Annotated in this window: 10 protein-coding genes; 5 read left to right on the forward strand and 5 right to left on the reverse strand. The window is 72.5% G+C overall.

Annotation, left to right across the window (positions count from 1 at the left end; translation table 11 throughout):
* Positions 1-3: 3 nt before the first annotated feature.
* On the forward strand, positions 4-852 hold the full coding sequence (map, locus tag ABZW11_RS35660) for a type I methionyl aminopeptidase (RefSeq protein ID WP_355427153.1): 849 nt from the start codon (positions 4-6) through the stop codon (positions 850-852).
* 275 nt (positions 853-1,127) lie between these two features.
* Here map and ABZW11_RS35665 read toward each other — a convergent pair whose 3' ends face one another.
* The 4 genes from ABZW11_RS35665 to ABZW11_RS35680 form a co-directional block, all read right to left on the reverse strand.
* Positions 1,128-1,520: an ATP-binding protein gene (locus ABZW11_RS35665; protein WP_355427156.1), complete on the reverse strand. Its 393-nt coding sequence runs from the start codon at positions 1,518-1,520 to the stop codon at positions 1,128-1,130.
* 232 nt (positions 1,521-1,752) lie between these two features.
* Positions 1,753-3,792: a cytochrome c oxidase assembly protein gene (locus tag ABZW11_RS35670; RefSeq protein WP_355427159.1), complete on the reverse strand. Its 2,040-nt coding sequence runs from the start codon at positions 3,790-3,792 to the stop codon at positions 1,753-1,755.
* Complete coding sequence (locus ABZW11_RS35675; RefSeq protein WP_355427162.1) at positions 3,789-4,496, reverse strand: copper resistance protein CopC; 708 nt, start codon at positions 4,494-4,496, stop codon at positions 3,789-3,791. Before ABZW11_RS35675 ends, ABZW11_RS35670 begins: the two co-directional genes overlap by 4 nt.
* A 148-nt stretch (positions 4,497-4,644) precedes the next feature.
* Positions 4,645-5,970, reverse strand: a complete 1,326-nt coding sequence (locus ABZW11_RS35680; protein WP_355427165.1) for a helix-turn-helix transcriptional regulator — start codon at positions 5,968-5,970, stop codon at positions 4,645-4,647.
* A 568-nt stretch (positions 5,971-6,538) separates the two neighbouring features.
* On the opposite strand from ABZW11_RS35680, the gene ABZW11_RS35685 reads away from it, so the two are divergent.
* Positions 6,539-9,406: a BTAD domain-containing putative transcriptional regulator gene (locus ABZW11_RS35685; protein WP_355427168.1), complete on the forward strand. Its 2,868-nt coding sequence runs from the start codon at positions 6,539-6,541 to the stop codon at positions 9,404-9,406.
* Between the two features lies 1 nt (position 9,407).
* Here ABZW11_RS35685 and ABZW11_RS35690 read toward each other — a convergent pair whose 3' ends face one another.
* Positions 9,408-10,985, reverse strand: coding sequence for a helix-turn-helix domain-containing protein (locus ABZW11_RS35690; protein ID WP_355427171.1), 1,578 nt, complete (start codon positions 10,983-10,985; stop codon positions 9,408-9,410).
* A gap of 95 nt (positions 10,986-11,080) precedes the next feature.
* Here ABZW11_RS35690 and ABZW11_RS35695 point away from each other — a divergent pair, with 95 nt between their 5' ends.
* From ABZW11_RS35695 to ABZW11_RS35705, 3 genes are all read left to right on the forward strand, one after another.
* The gene (locus ABZW11_RS35695; protein ID WP_355427174.1) at positions 11,081-13,255 is read left to right on the forward strand and encodes a molybdopterin cofactor-binding domain-containing protein; all 2,175 of its coding nucleotides are present in this window, start codon (positions 11,081-11,083) and stop codon (positions 13,253-13,255) included.
* A 22-nt stretch (positions 13,256-13,277) separates the two neighbouring features.
* Positions 13,278-13,511, forward strand: a complete 234-nt coding sequence (locus tag ABZW11_RS35700; RefSeq protein WP_355427177.1) for an EF-hand domain-containing protein — start codon at positions 13,278-13,280, stop codon at positions 13,509-13,511.
* Positions 13,512-13,572: 61 nt separating this feature from the next.
* Positions 13,573-14,952 carry an NCS2 family permease gene (locus tag ABZW11_RS35705; protein ID WP_355427180.1) on the forward strand — a complete coding sequence of 460 codons (1,380 nt, stop codon included), beginning with the start codon at positions 13,573-13,575 and terminating at the stop codon, positions 14,950-14,952.
* Positions 14,953-15,043: the final 91 nt, after the last annotated feature.

Below are 15,043 nucleotides of genomic sequence, written 5' to 3' on the forward strand. Positions count from 1 at the left end.
TTCATGACGACACTGCTCCAGCCAGGGCGAGTTTCGCCCATGCGAAAGGTTCCCGCCCACATCGAGCGGCCGGAGTACGTCGGCAAGAAGCGCCCCAAGACCGGCGAGTCCGACGTGAAGACCCCCGAGATCATCGAGCGGATGCGCGTGGCGGGCAGGATCGCCGCCCAGGCTCTGGAGGAGGTCGGCAGACACGTCCGGCCGGGCGTCACCACCGACGAGCTCGACAGGATCGGCCACGAGTTCCTCCTCGACCACGGCGCCTACCCCAGCACGCTGGGCTACAAGGGCTATCCGAAGTCGCTGTGCACCTCGATCAACGAGGTCATCTGCCACGGCATCCCCGACGACACCGTGCTGCAGGACGGCGACATCGTCAACGTCGACATCACCGCCTACATCGGCGGCGTCCACGGCGACACCGACGCGACGTTCCTGGTCGGAGAGGTCGACGAGGAGTCGCGGCTGCTGGTCGAGCGCACCCGCGAGTCGATGATGCGGGCCATCAAGGCCGTCGCACCGGGCCGCCAGCTCAACGTCGTGGGCCGCGTCATCGAGGCGTACGCCAAGCGCTTCGGCTACGGCGTCGTCCGCGACTTCACCGGCCACGGCATCGGCGCCACCTTCCACTCCGGCCTCATGGTGCCCCACTACGACGACCCGTCGCTGCGGGTGGAGCTAGTACCGGGCATGACGTTCACCATCGAGCCGATGCTGACGCTGGGCACGATCGAATACGAGATCTGGCCCGACAAGTGGACGGCGGTGACGAAGGACCGCAAGCGCACGGCCCAGTTCGAGCACACGATCGTGGTCACCGACACCGGCAGCGAGATCCTCACCCTGCCCTGACCCGCCCCGCTTACGGGGGCGGGCCGCCACAGGATCGGCCGCCTCGGCAAGGCCGTCGGGGCCCGCAGGAGGGAGCGCAGGACCGGCCGCCTCCTCCGGGACAGCCGCCTCTTCTGGGACGGCCGTCTCCTCCGAGCCGGCCGCCTCCTCCGAGCCGGCCGCCTCCTCCGAGCCGGCCGCCTCCTCCGAGCCGGCCGCCTCCTCCGAGCCGGCCGCCTCCTCCGAGCCGACTGCCGCAGCGACAGCGAGGCCGCAGTCCTGAGCGGGCGGGGCGGTCAGGGGCGCGAGGCCGGCACCACGCCGGACACCGTGGTGCCCTCGCCGAGCACGCTGTTGACCGACAGGCTCCCCCCGGCCTCGGCGAACGCCGCCCGCATGCGGGCGATGCCGCCCCCGGACCCCGACGCGATGAAGCCCTGCCCGTCGTCGCTGACGGTCATGCGCAGCCCGCTCCTGCCCACCGTCACGGCGATGGACACCGTGCGAGCCCTGCTGTGCCGCTCGACGTTGGACAGCGCCTCACGCAAGGTGGCCATGACGCAGCTCGAGATGCCTGACGCCACGTCGGTCGCCGGCAGCGCCCAGGTCTCCACTGCGATCCCGGTGCGCTCCGACCACTCGGCGAGGCAGCTCTCCAGCGCCTCGGCCAGGCTCTGCCCCCCGCGCATCCGTGTCTCTTCCGACAATGGTCATCGCCTTTCTCGGCACCCCGGGCCACACGCCGGTCCCCACTCCGGCGCTCCCGTCAACGCGGTGCGCATCCCCCCTCAAGGCCACGCACGCTGCCTGACGGGGTTATACCCGTCTCCCCTGGGAGAAAGGCTACCCGCCGGTCGATGGGCTTGTAGTGGGAAGGTAGAAGGCCATGTCCGATCGGCTACGCACCCGAGGCCAGAGCCCCTATTCGCCCTTGTCGGCCTTGTCGGCCCTGCCGGCCTTGTCGACCTTGCCGGCCCTGCTGGCCTTGTCGGCCTTGTCGGCGCGGTTGAGGCGGGCGAGGTAGGCGTTGTAGGAGTCGAGCTCGGGATCGCCCGCGCCGATGCGGTCGGCCCTGCGGTCGGCGCGGCGGGCCTGCCGGTCGTCGTCCTGGTACCACTGCACGGCGATGGCCAGCAACACGATGAGCGTCGGGATCTCGCCGAAGCCCCACGCGATGGCGCCGCCGTCGCGCTGGGTCTGCAGCAGGGTGTCGCCCCAGGTGCGGCCGAGCTGCTCGTACCAGCCGGACGCGATCACGGTGCCCATCATCATCAGCGCGATGCCGAAGAAGGCGTGGAACGGCATGGTGACGAACAGCATCAGCAGCCGCCCGACGTGCGGCAGCCGGTTGGGGCCCGGGTCGACGCCGATGATCACCCAGAAGAACAGCGCGCCGCTGAGCAGGAAGTGCAGGGTCATCCAGATGTGGCCGAGGTGCTCGTTCATGGCCGACTCGAACAGCGGCGTGAAGTAGAGCGCGTACGTGGACGCGACGAAGATCGCCGTGGCGACCACGGGATGCGTGATGACCTTCGTGAACCGGCTGTGCAGGATCGTGGTGATCCACTCGCGCGGCCCCCTGTCGCCCCTCCGGGCGGCCGGCTTGAGCGCGCGCAGGGCCAGCGTGACGGGCCCGCCGAGAACCAGGAAGATCGGCACCACCATCGACAGCGTCATGTGCTCGATCATGTGGATGTCGAACATGACCTTGGCGTAGCGGGCCAGCCCGCTCTGGGTGGCGAACACCAGCAGGGCGACGCCGACGTACCAGGAGGCGGTGCGCCCCCACGACCAGGTGTCGCCGCGCCGCCGCAGGCGGATCACGCCGAGCGCGTAGAGGCCGGCCAGCACGGCGGCCACCACGGCGAAGAACAGGTCGAACCACCACAGGGTGAACACGTTGCCCAGCGTGAGGGCAGGCGGCATGGGGAAGCCGAGCAGCTCGTACGCCCGGTCGGCGGGGATGCTGAAGTCGGGCGGCGGCGTCCGCGACAGCGCCACGGCCACGCCGATGGTGGCGAACATGAGCACGGTCTCGCCGCCGGCCAGCCGGGTGAACGCCCGGGGCTTGCCCGCCCTGAGGTCGGCCAGCGTGCGCTGCCGGTGCCAGTAGCCGACGTAGCCGAGCAGCACGAAGGCCACGATCTTGGCCAGGGCGAGCAGGCCGTACTCGGTGGTCCACAGGTCGGAGACCGCGCCGAGGCGGGCGACCAGGGCGAACACGCCGGACAGCCCCACGCCCGCGTAGCAGAACAGCGCCAGCCGGGAGAAGCGCTCGGCCGCGAGCTCCAGCTGCGGCTGCTTGCGCAGCGCGTGCAGCGCGAGCACGCCGAGCCCGCCCACCCACAGCGCGAGCGAGAGCAGGTGCAGCGCGACCGACGAGGTGGCGAGGTCGTGGTTGGGCGAGGAGGAGGTGTGGCCGGTCAGCGGCGCGGGCAGCATCGTCACCAGCGCGAACACCAGCAGCCCCGCCGCCGCGCCCGCCGTGATCGCGCCGCGCGAGAACAGCGCGATGGCCACCCCGAACAGCACCACGAGCGTCAGCGCGACGCCCTGCGTGGTCTGGGTGGCGTAGCTGGTGAGGATCACGCGGTCGAGGACCTGGGGCAGCGTGCGGCCGATGGTCTCGGCCGCGCCGAACAGGATCGCGAGGAACGCCGCTCCTGCCCACGTCAGCGCCGCCCACGAGCCGGCCTTGACGTAGTCGACCGCGCTCTTGCCGAGCACGCCCTTGTCGTTGGGCAGCAGCAGGGCGGCCATGAGCAGCAGGCCGACGGTGACGACGCCGGCGGCGTCCATCAGCAGTTTCGAGATCGGCAGCCCCCACCGGACGACCGCGCCGGAGTCGGGCAGCCCTGGGATGATCCTGGGGAATGCCCTGCCACCCGCGATCATGCCGATGACCAGGGCGGCGACGGCGGCCACCGTGGTCACGAGCGCGAGGCGCACCGATCGGGTCATGGCTGCTTTCTCCGCGCGCTGAGCAGGAAGCCGATGCCGATGCCGACGAGCGCGCCGATGACGACGATCAGCCAGACGGGGAACGTGACGTCCTGCTCGGCCGCGGCCGTGTCGGCCTCGATCGTGGCGTCGCCGCTGGGCGCCGCCGCCGGCTGCTCGGATGACTGCCCAGGCGGTGGCGAGGCCGCGGTCTCTGCGGGGGCGGGCGTCTCATCGGCGCCCTCCGTCGCGGCGTCGGACGCAGTGTCGGACGCAGTGTCGGACGCAGTGTCGGACGCAGTGTCGGACGCAGTGTCGGACACGGCGTCCGACGGCTCGGCGCTGGGGGCGGCCTTTTCGGCGCCCTTCACCCGGAACGGGATCTCCCCCTCGATCGGATGCCCGTCCGACGAGACGACGCGATAGGCGATCGTGTATTTCCCGTCGGGCAGCGGCCCCTTGACCGCCTGCGTCACCACGGCGCCGTCGACGTCGGGCTTGCCGCTCTGGTGCTGGGCGTCGCCGTCGCCGCGGACGATGACGAACGGCAGCCGCACCTTGGCGCTGAATTCGAGCCTGATCTCGTCGAGGGACTTCACCTCGGCGTTCTTGGCCGGACTGCTGCTCTTGAGCGTGTCGTGCGCCAGCGCGGGAGCGGCGGTGCCGAACACGAACAGGGCGGCGGCGAGAATCGCGGTGAGGGCCGCGAGCGGGGATCTGTTCATGGCAACCCCCAGGCTACCGACGCCCCCGCCCGGTCCGGACCTCGCTCCTCGAACCGGGGTCTACAATTCGCGCGCCCTGTCCCTTTCCGGCTCATCCCCGGCCCTAGGGGCGGGCCGGGGATGGGGACGGGATGCGACGGCAACGGCCTCAGAGGCCGGCGCAGGCGAGCGCCCGCTGGTAGGCGTCGATCGCGCCGTCGGTGTCGCCGAGCTGCTCCATCGTCTCGGCCGTGGCGTACCAGTGGGAGGCCGAGCGGCGGGTGTCGGGCAGCGGCTGCAGCCATCGCTCGACGGCGGCGGCGTGCTCGCGGCCCTCCTCCGTCTTGCCGGCGGCGCCGTAGATGCGGCCGAGCAGCAGGTTGGCCTCGGCGCCTGCCACGTGGCCGTATTGGGGCAGCAGGTTGCGGCAGGCCACGGCGTGGCGGGCGGCGTCGTCGAGGTCGTTGCTCATGTATTCGGCGCAGGCCAGCTCGAGGTAGAGGGTGGCCTGGTCGATGGTGCTGGTCGAGGTCTGCTCGAACTCTTCGATCGCCGAGCGCAGCACGTTGCGGACGCTCGCGGGGTCCTGGGCGCCGGTGCGCAGCCGGGTGCGGGCGGCCTGCAGGCGCATGCGCGCGGTGTTGCGCGGCTGCCCGTGCTCAAGCTGGACGGCCAGGGCCCGCTCGATGAACGCGACCGCCTCGTCGTGGTGGCCGGTGGCGCGGGCGACGATGGCGGCGTTCCAGTTGGCCGCCACGATGGAGCGCGGGGTGCCCAGCGCGTCGGCGGCGTTGAGCAGCTCGGCGGCGAACTGCCTGGCGCGCAGCATGTCGCCGCGCTCGTAGTAGGCCATGAGCAGGGTGGCGGCCAGCTCGACCCGCTGGTCGGTCCAGGGCTCGCGAGCGTTGCCGATCAGCAGCTGCTCGCCCACCTCGACGGCGAGGTGCAGCTGCTCGCTCTCGCGGTAGGCCCGGCACAGCGCGACGGCCACCTCGAGGGCGCGCTCGGAGGGCAGCTCCTCCTCGCGCAGCCGCAGCATGATCGCGATCGCCTCGTCGAGGTCTCCCCCGGCCTCCGTGGCCAGCGCCAGGCCGAACTCGGCTTCTTGACGAAGCGATGTCAAACCTGCCAAGTTACTGTTTCCCAGGAGTTCCGCGAAACGCGTGCGGGCCTCGGCGACCTCGCCGTTCTCGAGTGCCAGCCGCGCGTAGCCGAGGGCCAGCTCGATGTCCTCCATCTGCTCGGCGGTGACACCGTTGACCAGGTAGGACAGCGAGCAGTCCAGTTTCGTGGCCAGCAGCTCCAAGACCGCAGGGGTGGGGGTACGCTTGCCGCTCTCGATCAACGAGACGTAACTGTCCGACAACTCGGGATGTGCCAGCTGAGCCTGAGAAAGGCCGCGTTGCCGCCTAACCGTCTTGATACGGAGTCCGACTAGGTCCGATGTGGTCACAGCTGCCACTCCCTGAGAAGATGAAGTCCGAGCAACCCACATAGGCGAGGGAGAACCCCCATGCGTAAGCGCATTGCCCTGTCAGTCCTGGCCGTCGCGATCGGCGCCGCGGTAGCCCTTGCAGGTAATGTTACGACCGCGAGTGCCTCTACGTCTTCCCTCACGAGCTCCATCACGAGCGCGACCGCCGACGTCGGCTGCTGCTGACGTCACGACGGCGTCGAAGCAGGCCGTCGAAGGAGAACGCTCGGGCAGCGCACGACTTTTCGGGCAGGCACCGCACACGCCTGGCCCGGTCGTCGTGCGGGCACGCTCGTAACGCTGGTGTCGGACTCGTGTGGTCCCGTCACCCGCCGGCCGCGCGTCACCGCCTGAGTCACTGATCAGGGGCCCACGTGAATCAATACACACCAGAGACGGCCGGTTGACAAGCTACCGGCCGCATCTACATTCCAGCTACACGCCACGTGGGCCCTTCCCCCTCCCGGCATCGCGATGAGGCTCCCCCTGTGAGTCCCCCCGTGCGTCCCCCCGTGCATCCCCCGTGCATCCCTCCGACGATCACCGTGCTCTTCTGGCATCCGGCCTGGTCTTAGGTCTGCTGGGACCGGTGGTGGGGGTACGCGACGGCGTGCCGCTCGATCTTGGCCCGCCGCTCCAGCAGGCCGGCGCGGCGATGCTCGCCACACGATCCGGCCGGGTGGTGACCCTGCCGCAGCTGATCGAGGGCCTCTGGGGTGACGATCCTCCCCTCAGCGCCGCGCAGAGCGTCTACACGTACGTCGCCGGGCTGCGGCGCGCCTTCGAGCCGGGCCGCGGCCGGCGTGAGCCGCCTCGTACGGTCGTCAAGGCGCCGGGCGGTTACCTCTTACGGCTCGATCCCCTGCGGACCGACGTGCACCTCTTCGCCGCCCGCCTGGAGGCGGCGGACCAGGCCCGCGGGTCCGGCGACCTGCCCTCCGCGTTACGCGCCCTCGACGAGGCGCTCGCGTTATGGCGTGGCCCGGCGCTCAGCGGGGTTCCAGGGCCGTTCGCGGACGGTGAGCGGGCCAGGCTCGACGAGCTCCATGTGCTCGCCGTCGAGGCCAGGGCCGAGGTTCTGACCGGGCTCGGCCGCCCGGAGGACGCGCTGGCCGCGTTGCACGACCTGACTCGCCGCCATCCTCTGCGTGAACGCCCCCGCGAGCTGCTCATGCTGGCCCTGCACGCGTCCGGCCGCCAGGCGGAGGCGCTGCAGGTCTTCGAGGAGGCCAGGCGCGTCCTGGCCGATGAACTGGGCGCCGACCCCGGCGAGGGCCTGCGCCGCGCCCACCGGCTCGCCCTGATTTCCCCCGTGGAGCCTCCTGCGCGGCACGTAACCGGCGGGCAGGGCGCTGCGGAGGTGGCCGCTCCCGCGCATGAGGCCGATGCGCAGGCGTCCTCTCCTTCGCGTGAGGGGTTCGTGCCGCGGCAGCTTCCCCGGGCGCTGGCGGGGTTCGTGGGGCGGACGCGGGAGATCGTGCGGCTCAGGTCGCTGCTGGATCCGCGGGGTGATGAGGCGCCGCATCCGTTCGTGGTGATCTGCGGGGCGCCGGGGGTCGGCAAGTCGACGCTGGCCGTCCGGGTCGCCCACGCCGTACGCCACCGCTTCCCCGACGGCCAGCTCTACGTCAACCTGCGCGGCGGCACGCCGAACGTGCCCCGCCCCTCCGCGTACGAGGTGCTCAGCCGCTTGCTGCGCGGCCTGGGCACGCCCGACAACGCGCTCCCCGCCGACGAGGACGAGGCCGCCGCCCTGTTGCGCAGCGCGTTGCACGGCCGCCGGCTGCTCGTGCTCCTCGACGACGCCGCAGGGCTCGCCCAGGTCAGGCCGTTCACCGCGGCGCCGCCCGGCACCACGGTCCTGGTCACGAGCCGGGAGTCCCTGGTGACCGGCGCCGACCGCGCGCAGGTGCGCCTTGGCCCGCTGCCGGACGCGGAGGCCACGGCCATGCTGGCCCACCTGGCGGGCGCCGACCGGGTGGCCGCCGACCTCGGACAGACCGGCAGGCTGGTCCGGCTGTGCGACGGGTTCCCGCTGGCGCTGCGCATCGCGGGGGCCCGGCTGGCCGACCGTCCCGACTGGAGCGTGGGGGCGCTGACGGAGCGGCTCACCGACGAGCGGCGCAGGCTGCGGGAGCTGGAGGCGGGCGAGCTGGCCGTACGGTCGAGCCTGGCGGCCAGCTGGACGGCGCTCAGCGGCAGCGCCCGCGAGATCGACGCGGCGGCGGCCCGGCTGCTGGCCCTGCTGGGCCTCCTGCACGTGCCCGACATCACCCTGGAGGCGGCCGCGGCGCTGTCGGGGGGCTCGGAGACCGACGTGGAGCGGGCGCTTGAGCGCCTGTGCGACGCCCACCTGCTGGAGGCCGGGGAGCCGGGCCGCTACCACCCGCACGACCTGGTCCGGCTGTTCGCGAGCGACCTGCTGCCCGCGGGCGAGCGGACGGCGCCGCTGTTGCGGGCGTTCGGCTTCTACGCCGAGTCGGTCAGGGCCGCCGCGCGGAGCAGCGACCCGCACCGCGTCCACTGCCTGTATCCGCCGGTCGAGGCGACCGGGCGCTCGTTCCGGGACGCGGCGGAGGCGGACGGCTGGCTGCGTACGGAGGAGGCCACGCTGCTGGCCGCCGCGTTCCAGGCCATGGCGGACCCCGACGACGGCGTGGCCAGGGCCGGCGCGGCGATCGGCGCGGCGCTGTGGTGGTACCAGCAGAAGTCGTACCGCGTGAGACACCTCGTCGCGACGGGCGAGCGGCTGGTCGCCACCGGCGAGCGTCTCCAGGACGAGGTCATCGCGATGCACGGCCACGCGCACCTGGCGACGGGGCTCTACTTCAAGGGCGACCCGGCCTCCGTCACGCACAACGAGCGGCACCTGGCACTCGCCAAGCGGCTCGGCGACCGCTTCAACGAGCAGCGGGCGCACGGCAACCTGTCCTCCACGCTGCTGAAGTGGGAGCGCTTCGAGGAGGCGCTGGACCACGCGCTGGCGCAGCGGGCGATCGCCCGCGAGATCGGCTCGGACGTCGGCGAGCGCTACGCGCTGCTCGTGGCCGGGCGGGCCTACCTGGAGCTGGGGCGGTTCGACGAGGCAGCGGGCGTGCTGGAGGAGGGCGCGGCGATGGCCGAGCGGGCGGGCGACCCGCACAGCCGCGTCGAGTTCGCGGTGTGGCAGGGCAGGGCGCTGATCGACATGGGGCGGCTCGACACGGCGTGCTCGGTGCTCAGCGAGACGCTGGAGCCGGCGAGGAGCACGTCGAGGACGACGGAGATGGCGTGCCTGGTGCACCTGACGCGGGTGCACCGCCTGCTGGGGCAGCTCGGCGAGGCCGTACGGCGCAGCGCGGAGGCGGTGGCGGTGGCCGAGCGGGCCGGCAGCTCGTACTGGCTCGAACGGGCGATCGCCGAGCGCGACGAGGCCGCGTCAGCGCAGCGCCCGGCCCGGACGCGTCGCCGCGGCTGACTCACAGCGGCGGCGCGGTGTCTCTGAGCGCCAGGAAGAAGTCCACGCGGTCGGCCATCGTGGACAGGTCGCGGCCGGTCAGCTCCTCGATCCTGCGTACGCGGTAGCGCACGGTGTTGACGTGCACGTGGAGCTGCTCGGCGCAGGAGTTCCATGAGCCGGCCCGGTCGAGGAAGACGCCGAGCGTGCGTACCAGGTCGGACTGGTGCCTGCGGTCGTAGTCGAGCAGCGGCGACAGCAGCCGGCGGGAGAAGGAGCGGCGCACGTCGGAGGGCACGGTGGCGAGCAGCAGCGCGTGCGTGTAGATCTCGTCGCTGGTGACGACGCCGCCTGCGCGGTCCTCGGCCAGGCGGCGGGCGTGCCCGGCCTCCTCGACGCCGCCCTTGACGGCGGCGGCGCCGGTCAGCGTGCCGCTGAGGCCGACGCACAGGCGGGTGTCCGGCAGCGCGGCCACCACCTCGGCCCCGGCGCGCAGGCGGGCGGCCAGCTCGGCAGTGCCACCACCGGTGCCACCCCCGGTGCCATCCCCAGTGCCGCCCCCGGTGCCATCCCCCGTGCCGCCCCCGTTTCCGCTCCTGGTACCGCCCTCGCGCAGGGGCACGACGGCGACCGCGCCGTCGGCGCCGGCCGCTGCGACGATCTCGCGGCCGAGCAGCTCTTCCACGATCCGGCCGCCGAGGGTGGCGGGGTCGGGACCGCGGGTGGCGCCGGGCCTGACGGCGACGGCGTTGACCACCGCGTACGGCTCCGACGCCCCGATCCCGCAGGTCCGCAGCCTGGCGTTGAGCTCGGCCGGGTCGGCGCCGCCCAGCGCGGCGACGATGAGCTGCTCGGCCAGGCGGCGCTCGACGCGGCGGCCCTCCTCGACGCGGCTGCGTTCGAGCCCGACGCAGGCGGCCAGCTCGTAGCCGACGTCGGCCCGGTCCATCAGGTCGCCGTCGCAGGCCAGCGCCCAGCCGGCGGCGCGGTGTCCGCGTCCGACGGCGAAGATCGTGTGCTTCCCGGCCAGGACGGGCAGCCGGGGCGCGGTCAGGTACGTCCTGGCCAGGCCCACGGGATCGTCGGCGGCGCCCACCACGACCTCGCCCGACGCGGACAGGACGGCGCCGGTGACGCCCAGCTCGGCGGCGGTCAGCTCGAACAGCTCGGCCAGCCCGGCGCCCTCGGCGAGCGCGGCGATGAGCCTGCGGTGCCGGCCGAGCGCGTCGCGCACGTCGCCGGCCTGCCGGCGCGCCGCCAGCTCGGCCAGCGTGCGGAACGAGACCTCGACGGGCACCTCCAGCAGCGGCAGCCCGGCCCGCGCGCAGGCGGCGACCAGGTCGCCCGGCACGTGGCCGAGCAGCGCCTGCCCGGCGCCCAGCGCGGCGACGCCCGACTCGGCCAGGGCCGCCACGAACCGGTCGGAGTCGCCCGGCTCGCGCCACCAGGTCAGCCCGGTCAGCACCAGCTCGCCGCCGGCCAGGTAGCGGCCCGGCTCGGGCAGGTCGGTGACGTACACGCCGGAGAACTCACGAGCGGGGTCGCCGGTGAGCAGGGTCAGGCGCAGGTCCTCGATGGCCAGCAGGTCGGAGAGGCGCACCTGTAGGAATGTACAAGGCGGGCAGGACAACCGCTGACCGACATTTCATGTCGTGCGCATAGGAGGAGCCGGGCGGCCGGTGCTCTACTCGGAGGATGACGCAGACGGCTGACGAGAGGGCCGGCGCGATCCTGCACGGGATCGGCGCGAGCGCGCGGCGGCCCGACGCCACGCTGAAGGTGACCGGCGAGTTCGCCTACGCCTCCGACCTGTGGCTGGAGGGCATGGTGTGGGGCGCGACGCTGCGCAGCCCGCACCCGTCGGCGTGGATCCGCTCGATCGACGTGGGCCCCGCGCTGCGGATGCCGGGCGTGCGCGCGGTGCTGACGCACGAGGACGTGCCGGGCGCGAAGTACTTCGGGCTGGAGCACAAGGACCAGCCGGTGCTGGCCGTCGACGAGGTCCGCTACCAGGGCGAGCCGGTGGCGCTGGTGGCGGCCGACCATCCGGAGACGGCGCGCAGGGCAGCGGCGGCGATCGAGGTCGTCTACGAGGTCCGCCCCGCGGTGACCGACCCGCGCGAGTCGCGGCGGTTCGTCCGCCACCAGCCGGTACGCCGCGGCGACACGTTCGAGGCGGAGGTCGTGGTCCGCGGCGAGTACGAGGTGGGCATGCAGGACCAGGCGTTTCTGGGCCCCGAGGCGGGTCTCGCGGTGCCTGCCGAGGACGGCGGCGTCGACCTGTTCATCGCCACCCAGTGGCTGCACGTGGACCGCGACCAGCTCGCGCCCTGCCTGGGCCTGCCGCCGGAGAAGGTACGGCTGACGCTGTCCGGGGTCGGCGGCGCGTTCGGGGCCCGCGAGGACCTGTCGATGCAGATCCACGCCTGCATGCTGGCCCTGCGGCTGAACCGCCCGGTCAAGATCTCCTACGGCCGCGAGGAGTCGTTCTTCGGCCACGTGCACCGCCATCCGGCGCGGATGCGCTACGAGCACGGCGCCACCCGCGACGGCCGGCTGGTCTACGTCAAGGCGGACATCCTGCTGGACGGCGGCGCGTACTGCTCGTCCTCGCCCGCGGTGGTGGGCAACGCGGCGTCGCTGGGGGTGGGGCCGTACGAGGTGCCGAACGTGCACGTCGACGCCACCGGCGTCTACACCAACAACCCGCCGTGCGGCGCGATGCGCGGCTTCGGCGCGGTGCAGGCGTGCTACGCCTACGAGTCGCAGATGGACCTGCTCGCGCAGGCGTGCGGGCTGTCGCCGGTCGAGGTCAGGACGCGCAACGCGGTCGCGCAGGGCTCGCGGCTGGCGACCGGGCAGGTGATCGACGCGCCGGCCCCGCTGGCGGACATGCTGAAGCGGCTGGAGTCGATGCCGCTGCCGCCGGAGCGCACGGACGCCGACCTGCGGTCATTGCCCGGCGGCGTCTCGCAGACCACGCACGGCGAGTCCGTGCGGCGCGGCGTCGGCTACGGCGTGGGGATCAAGAACATCTGCTTCTCCGAGGGCTTCGACGACTACTCGACCGCGCGGGTGCGGGCCGAGCTGGTCGGCGGCGAGCCGCACGTGACCGTGCACACGGCGGCGGCCGAGGTGGGTCAGGGCCTGGTGACCGTGCAGGCGCAGATCGCGCGGACCGAGCTGGGGGTCGCGAACGTCACCGTGGCCACGGCCGACACCTCGGTCGGGTCCGCGGGCTCGTCGTCGGCGTCGCGGCAGTCGTACGTGACGGGCGGCGCGGTCAGGGCCGCCTGCCAGGCCGTGCGCGAGCGGTTCCAGGGACTGCCGGCGAAGGAGGCGCTTGAGCGGTTCGGGCCGATCGAGGAGACACGGGAGTACCGGCACCGGCCGACGTACCCGCTGGACCCGGTCACCGGGCAGGGCGACTCGCACACGCAGCTCGCGCTGTGCGTGCACCGGGCGGTCGTGGACGTGGACGTCGAGCTGGGCCTGGCCAAGGTGGTCGAGCTGGCGGCGGTGCAGGACGTCGGGCGCATCATGAACCCGCAGGCGCTGGAGGGCCAGATCCACGGCGGCACGGCTCAGGGACTCGGGCTGGCGCTGATGGAGGAGATCCAGGTGCGCGACGGGCGGGTGCTGAACCCGTCGTTCACCGACTACCTCATCCCCACGATCCTCGACATGCCGCCCATGAAGCTGGAAATCCTGGAAAATGCCGACCCGGCGGCTCCGTACGGGCTGCGCGGCGCCGGCGAGCCGCCCACGCTCTCCTCCACCCCGGCCGTCGCCGCCGCCGTCAGAGCGGCCACGGGGCTTCGGTTGACTCGCGTTCCCATCAGGCCGGAAGATATCGCCTTGTCCGAATGACGGCACGACAAGGGGGCATTCCATGGCAAGCGCGCGCGAGGCGGCCGAGGCTGAGTTCCGGCGCTTCGACACCGACGGCGACGGCCTGCTGACCGCCGAGGAGATCAGGAAGGCCAACGAGGCGCTGGGCGGGCAGGGCGCCGCCGAGAGCGAGATCGAGGCGTTCATCTCCGCCGCGGACAGCGACGGCGACGGCTCCATCAAGCTGGAGGAGTTCATCGCGCTGGTCGGTCACGGCCGCCACGAGAAGGCGTGATCTCACCCGCCACCGGGTAGCAACCGGGCACTCCCCCGTCGATCACGAGGGAGTGGTGCCGGTGCTCGACAGGTTCTTCGAGCTGACCGGGCGGGAGAGCACCGTCGGCCGCGAGGTGCGTGGTGGTCTGACCACGTTCATGGCGATGGCCTACATCATCCTGCTCAACCCGATCATCCTGGCCGGCGCGAGGGACGTCACCGGTGCCCGGCTGTCGATCGTGGAGCTGACCACCTCCACGGCCCTGGCCGCGGCGATCTCGACGCTGCTGATGGCGTTCGTCGGCAACGCGCCGTTCGGGCTCGCGGCCGGGCTCGGGCTCAACGCCGTGGTCGCCTACCAGGCCGCCCCGCGGATGACCTGGCCCGAGGCCATGGGTCTGGTGGTGCTCGAAGGCGTGGTCATCATCGTGCTGGCCGTGACGGGGCTGCGTACGCTGATCATGAACGCGATCCCGCTGGCGCTCAAGCACGCGATCAGCGTGGGGATCGGGCTGTTCATCGCGCTCATCGGGCTCGTGGACGCGGGCTTCGTCGCGCCGGGCTCCGGCACGCCCGTGCAGCTCGGCGCGACAGGCCACCTCACGGGCTGGCCCGTCGCGGTGTTCAGCTTCGGCCTGCTGCTGATGATCCTGCTGTACGTGCGCAGGGTCCCCGCGGCCATCCTCATCAGCATCGCGATCACGGCGCTGCTCGCCATCATCGTCAACGAGACGGCCACGGTCGAGCCGGGCGCGTGGGGCGTGGTCACGCCGCGCCTGCCCGAGTCCCTGATCGCCGCGCCCGACTTCGGGCTGGTCGGGCGGTTCGACCTGTTCGGCGGGTTCGCCACCGCCGGGGCGCTGACGGCCACGGTCGTGCTGTTCACGCTGGTGCTGTCGGGGTTCTTCGACGCGATGGGCACGATCATCGGCGTCAGCGACGAGGCCGGGATGGTGGACGACAAGGGCCGGGTGCCCAGGCTGGGCCGCATCCTCACCGTGGACGGCGTGGCCGGCGTGGTGGGCGGCACGGTCAGCTCCTCGGCCAACACCGTCTTCGTCGAGTCGGCGGCCGGTGTCGGCGAGGGGGCGCGTACCGGGCTCGCCAGTGTGGTGACCGGCGCGCTGATGGGGCTGACGCTGCTGTTCACGCCGCTCGCCGGCGTGGTCCCCGCCGCTGCCGCCGCGCCCGCGCTGGTGCTGGTCGGCGCGCTCATGATGACGCAGAGCAGGAACGTGCCCTGGGACGACCTGGAGCTGGCCGTGCCGGCGTTCCTGACCATCGCGCTGATGCCGTTCACGTACTCGATCACCAACGGCGTGGGGGCAGGGGTGATCGTCTACACGCTCATCAAGGCCGTCAGGGGGCGGTTCTCCGAGATCCCGGTGCTGCTCTGGATCGTCTCGCTGGTCTTCTTCGCCTACTTCGCCATCGACTGGCTGCAGGAGCTGTTCGCCTAGGAGACTTCTGATGATGTTGCTGGGCGGGCTTCCGATCATGTAGGTCGAGGGTCAGGCTGGGTAGCATGATGGGGCGTCGTCCCGAGCGGCC

The sequence above is a fragment of the Nonomuraea sp. NPDC004580 genome, assembly GCF_040609855.1.
GTDB classification, from domain to species: Bacteria; Actinomycetota; Actinomycetes; order Streptosporangiales; family Streptosporangiaceae; genus Nonomuraea; species Nonomuraea salmonea.

Coding starts and splice junctions, on each gene's coding strand:
- map (WP_355427153.1), top strand. CDS start 4: ATGACGACACTGCTCCAGCCAGGGCGAGTTTCGCCCATGCGAAAGGTT.
- ABZW11_RS35665 (WP_355427156.1), bottom strand. CDS start 1,520: ATGCGCGGGGGGCAGAGCCTGGCCGAGGCGCTGGAGAGCTGCCTCGCC.
- ABZW11_RS35670 (WP_355427159.1), bottom strand. CDS start 3,792: ATGACCCGATCGGTGCGCCTCGCGCTCGTGACCACGGTGGCCGCCGTC.
- ABZW11_RS35675 (WP_355427162.1), bottom strand. CDS start 4,496: ATGAACAGATCCCCGCTCGCGGCCCTCACCGCGATTCTCGCCGCCGCC.
- ABZW11_RS35680 (WP_355427165.1), bottom strand. CDS start 5,970: ATGTGGGTTGCTCGGACTTCATCTTCTCAGGGAGTGGCAGCTGTGACC.
- ABZW11_RS35695 (WP_355427174.1), top strand. CDS start 11,081: ATGACGCAGACGGCTGACGAGAGGGCCGGCGCGATCCTGCACGGGATC.
- ABZW11_RS35700 (WP_355427177.1), top strand. CDS start 13,278: ATGGCAAGCGCGCGCGAGGCGGCCGAGGCTGAGTTCCGGCGCTTCGAC.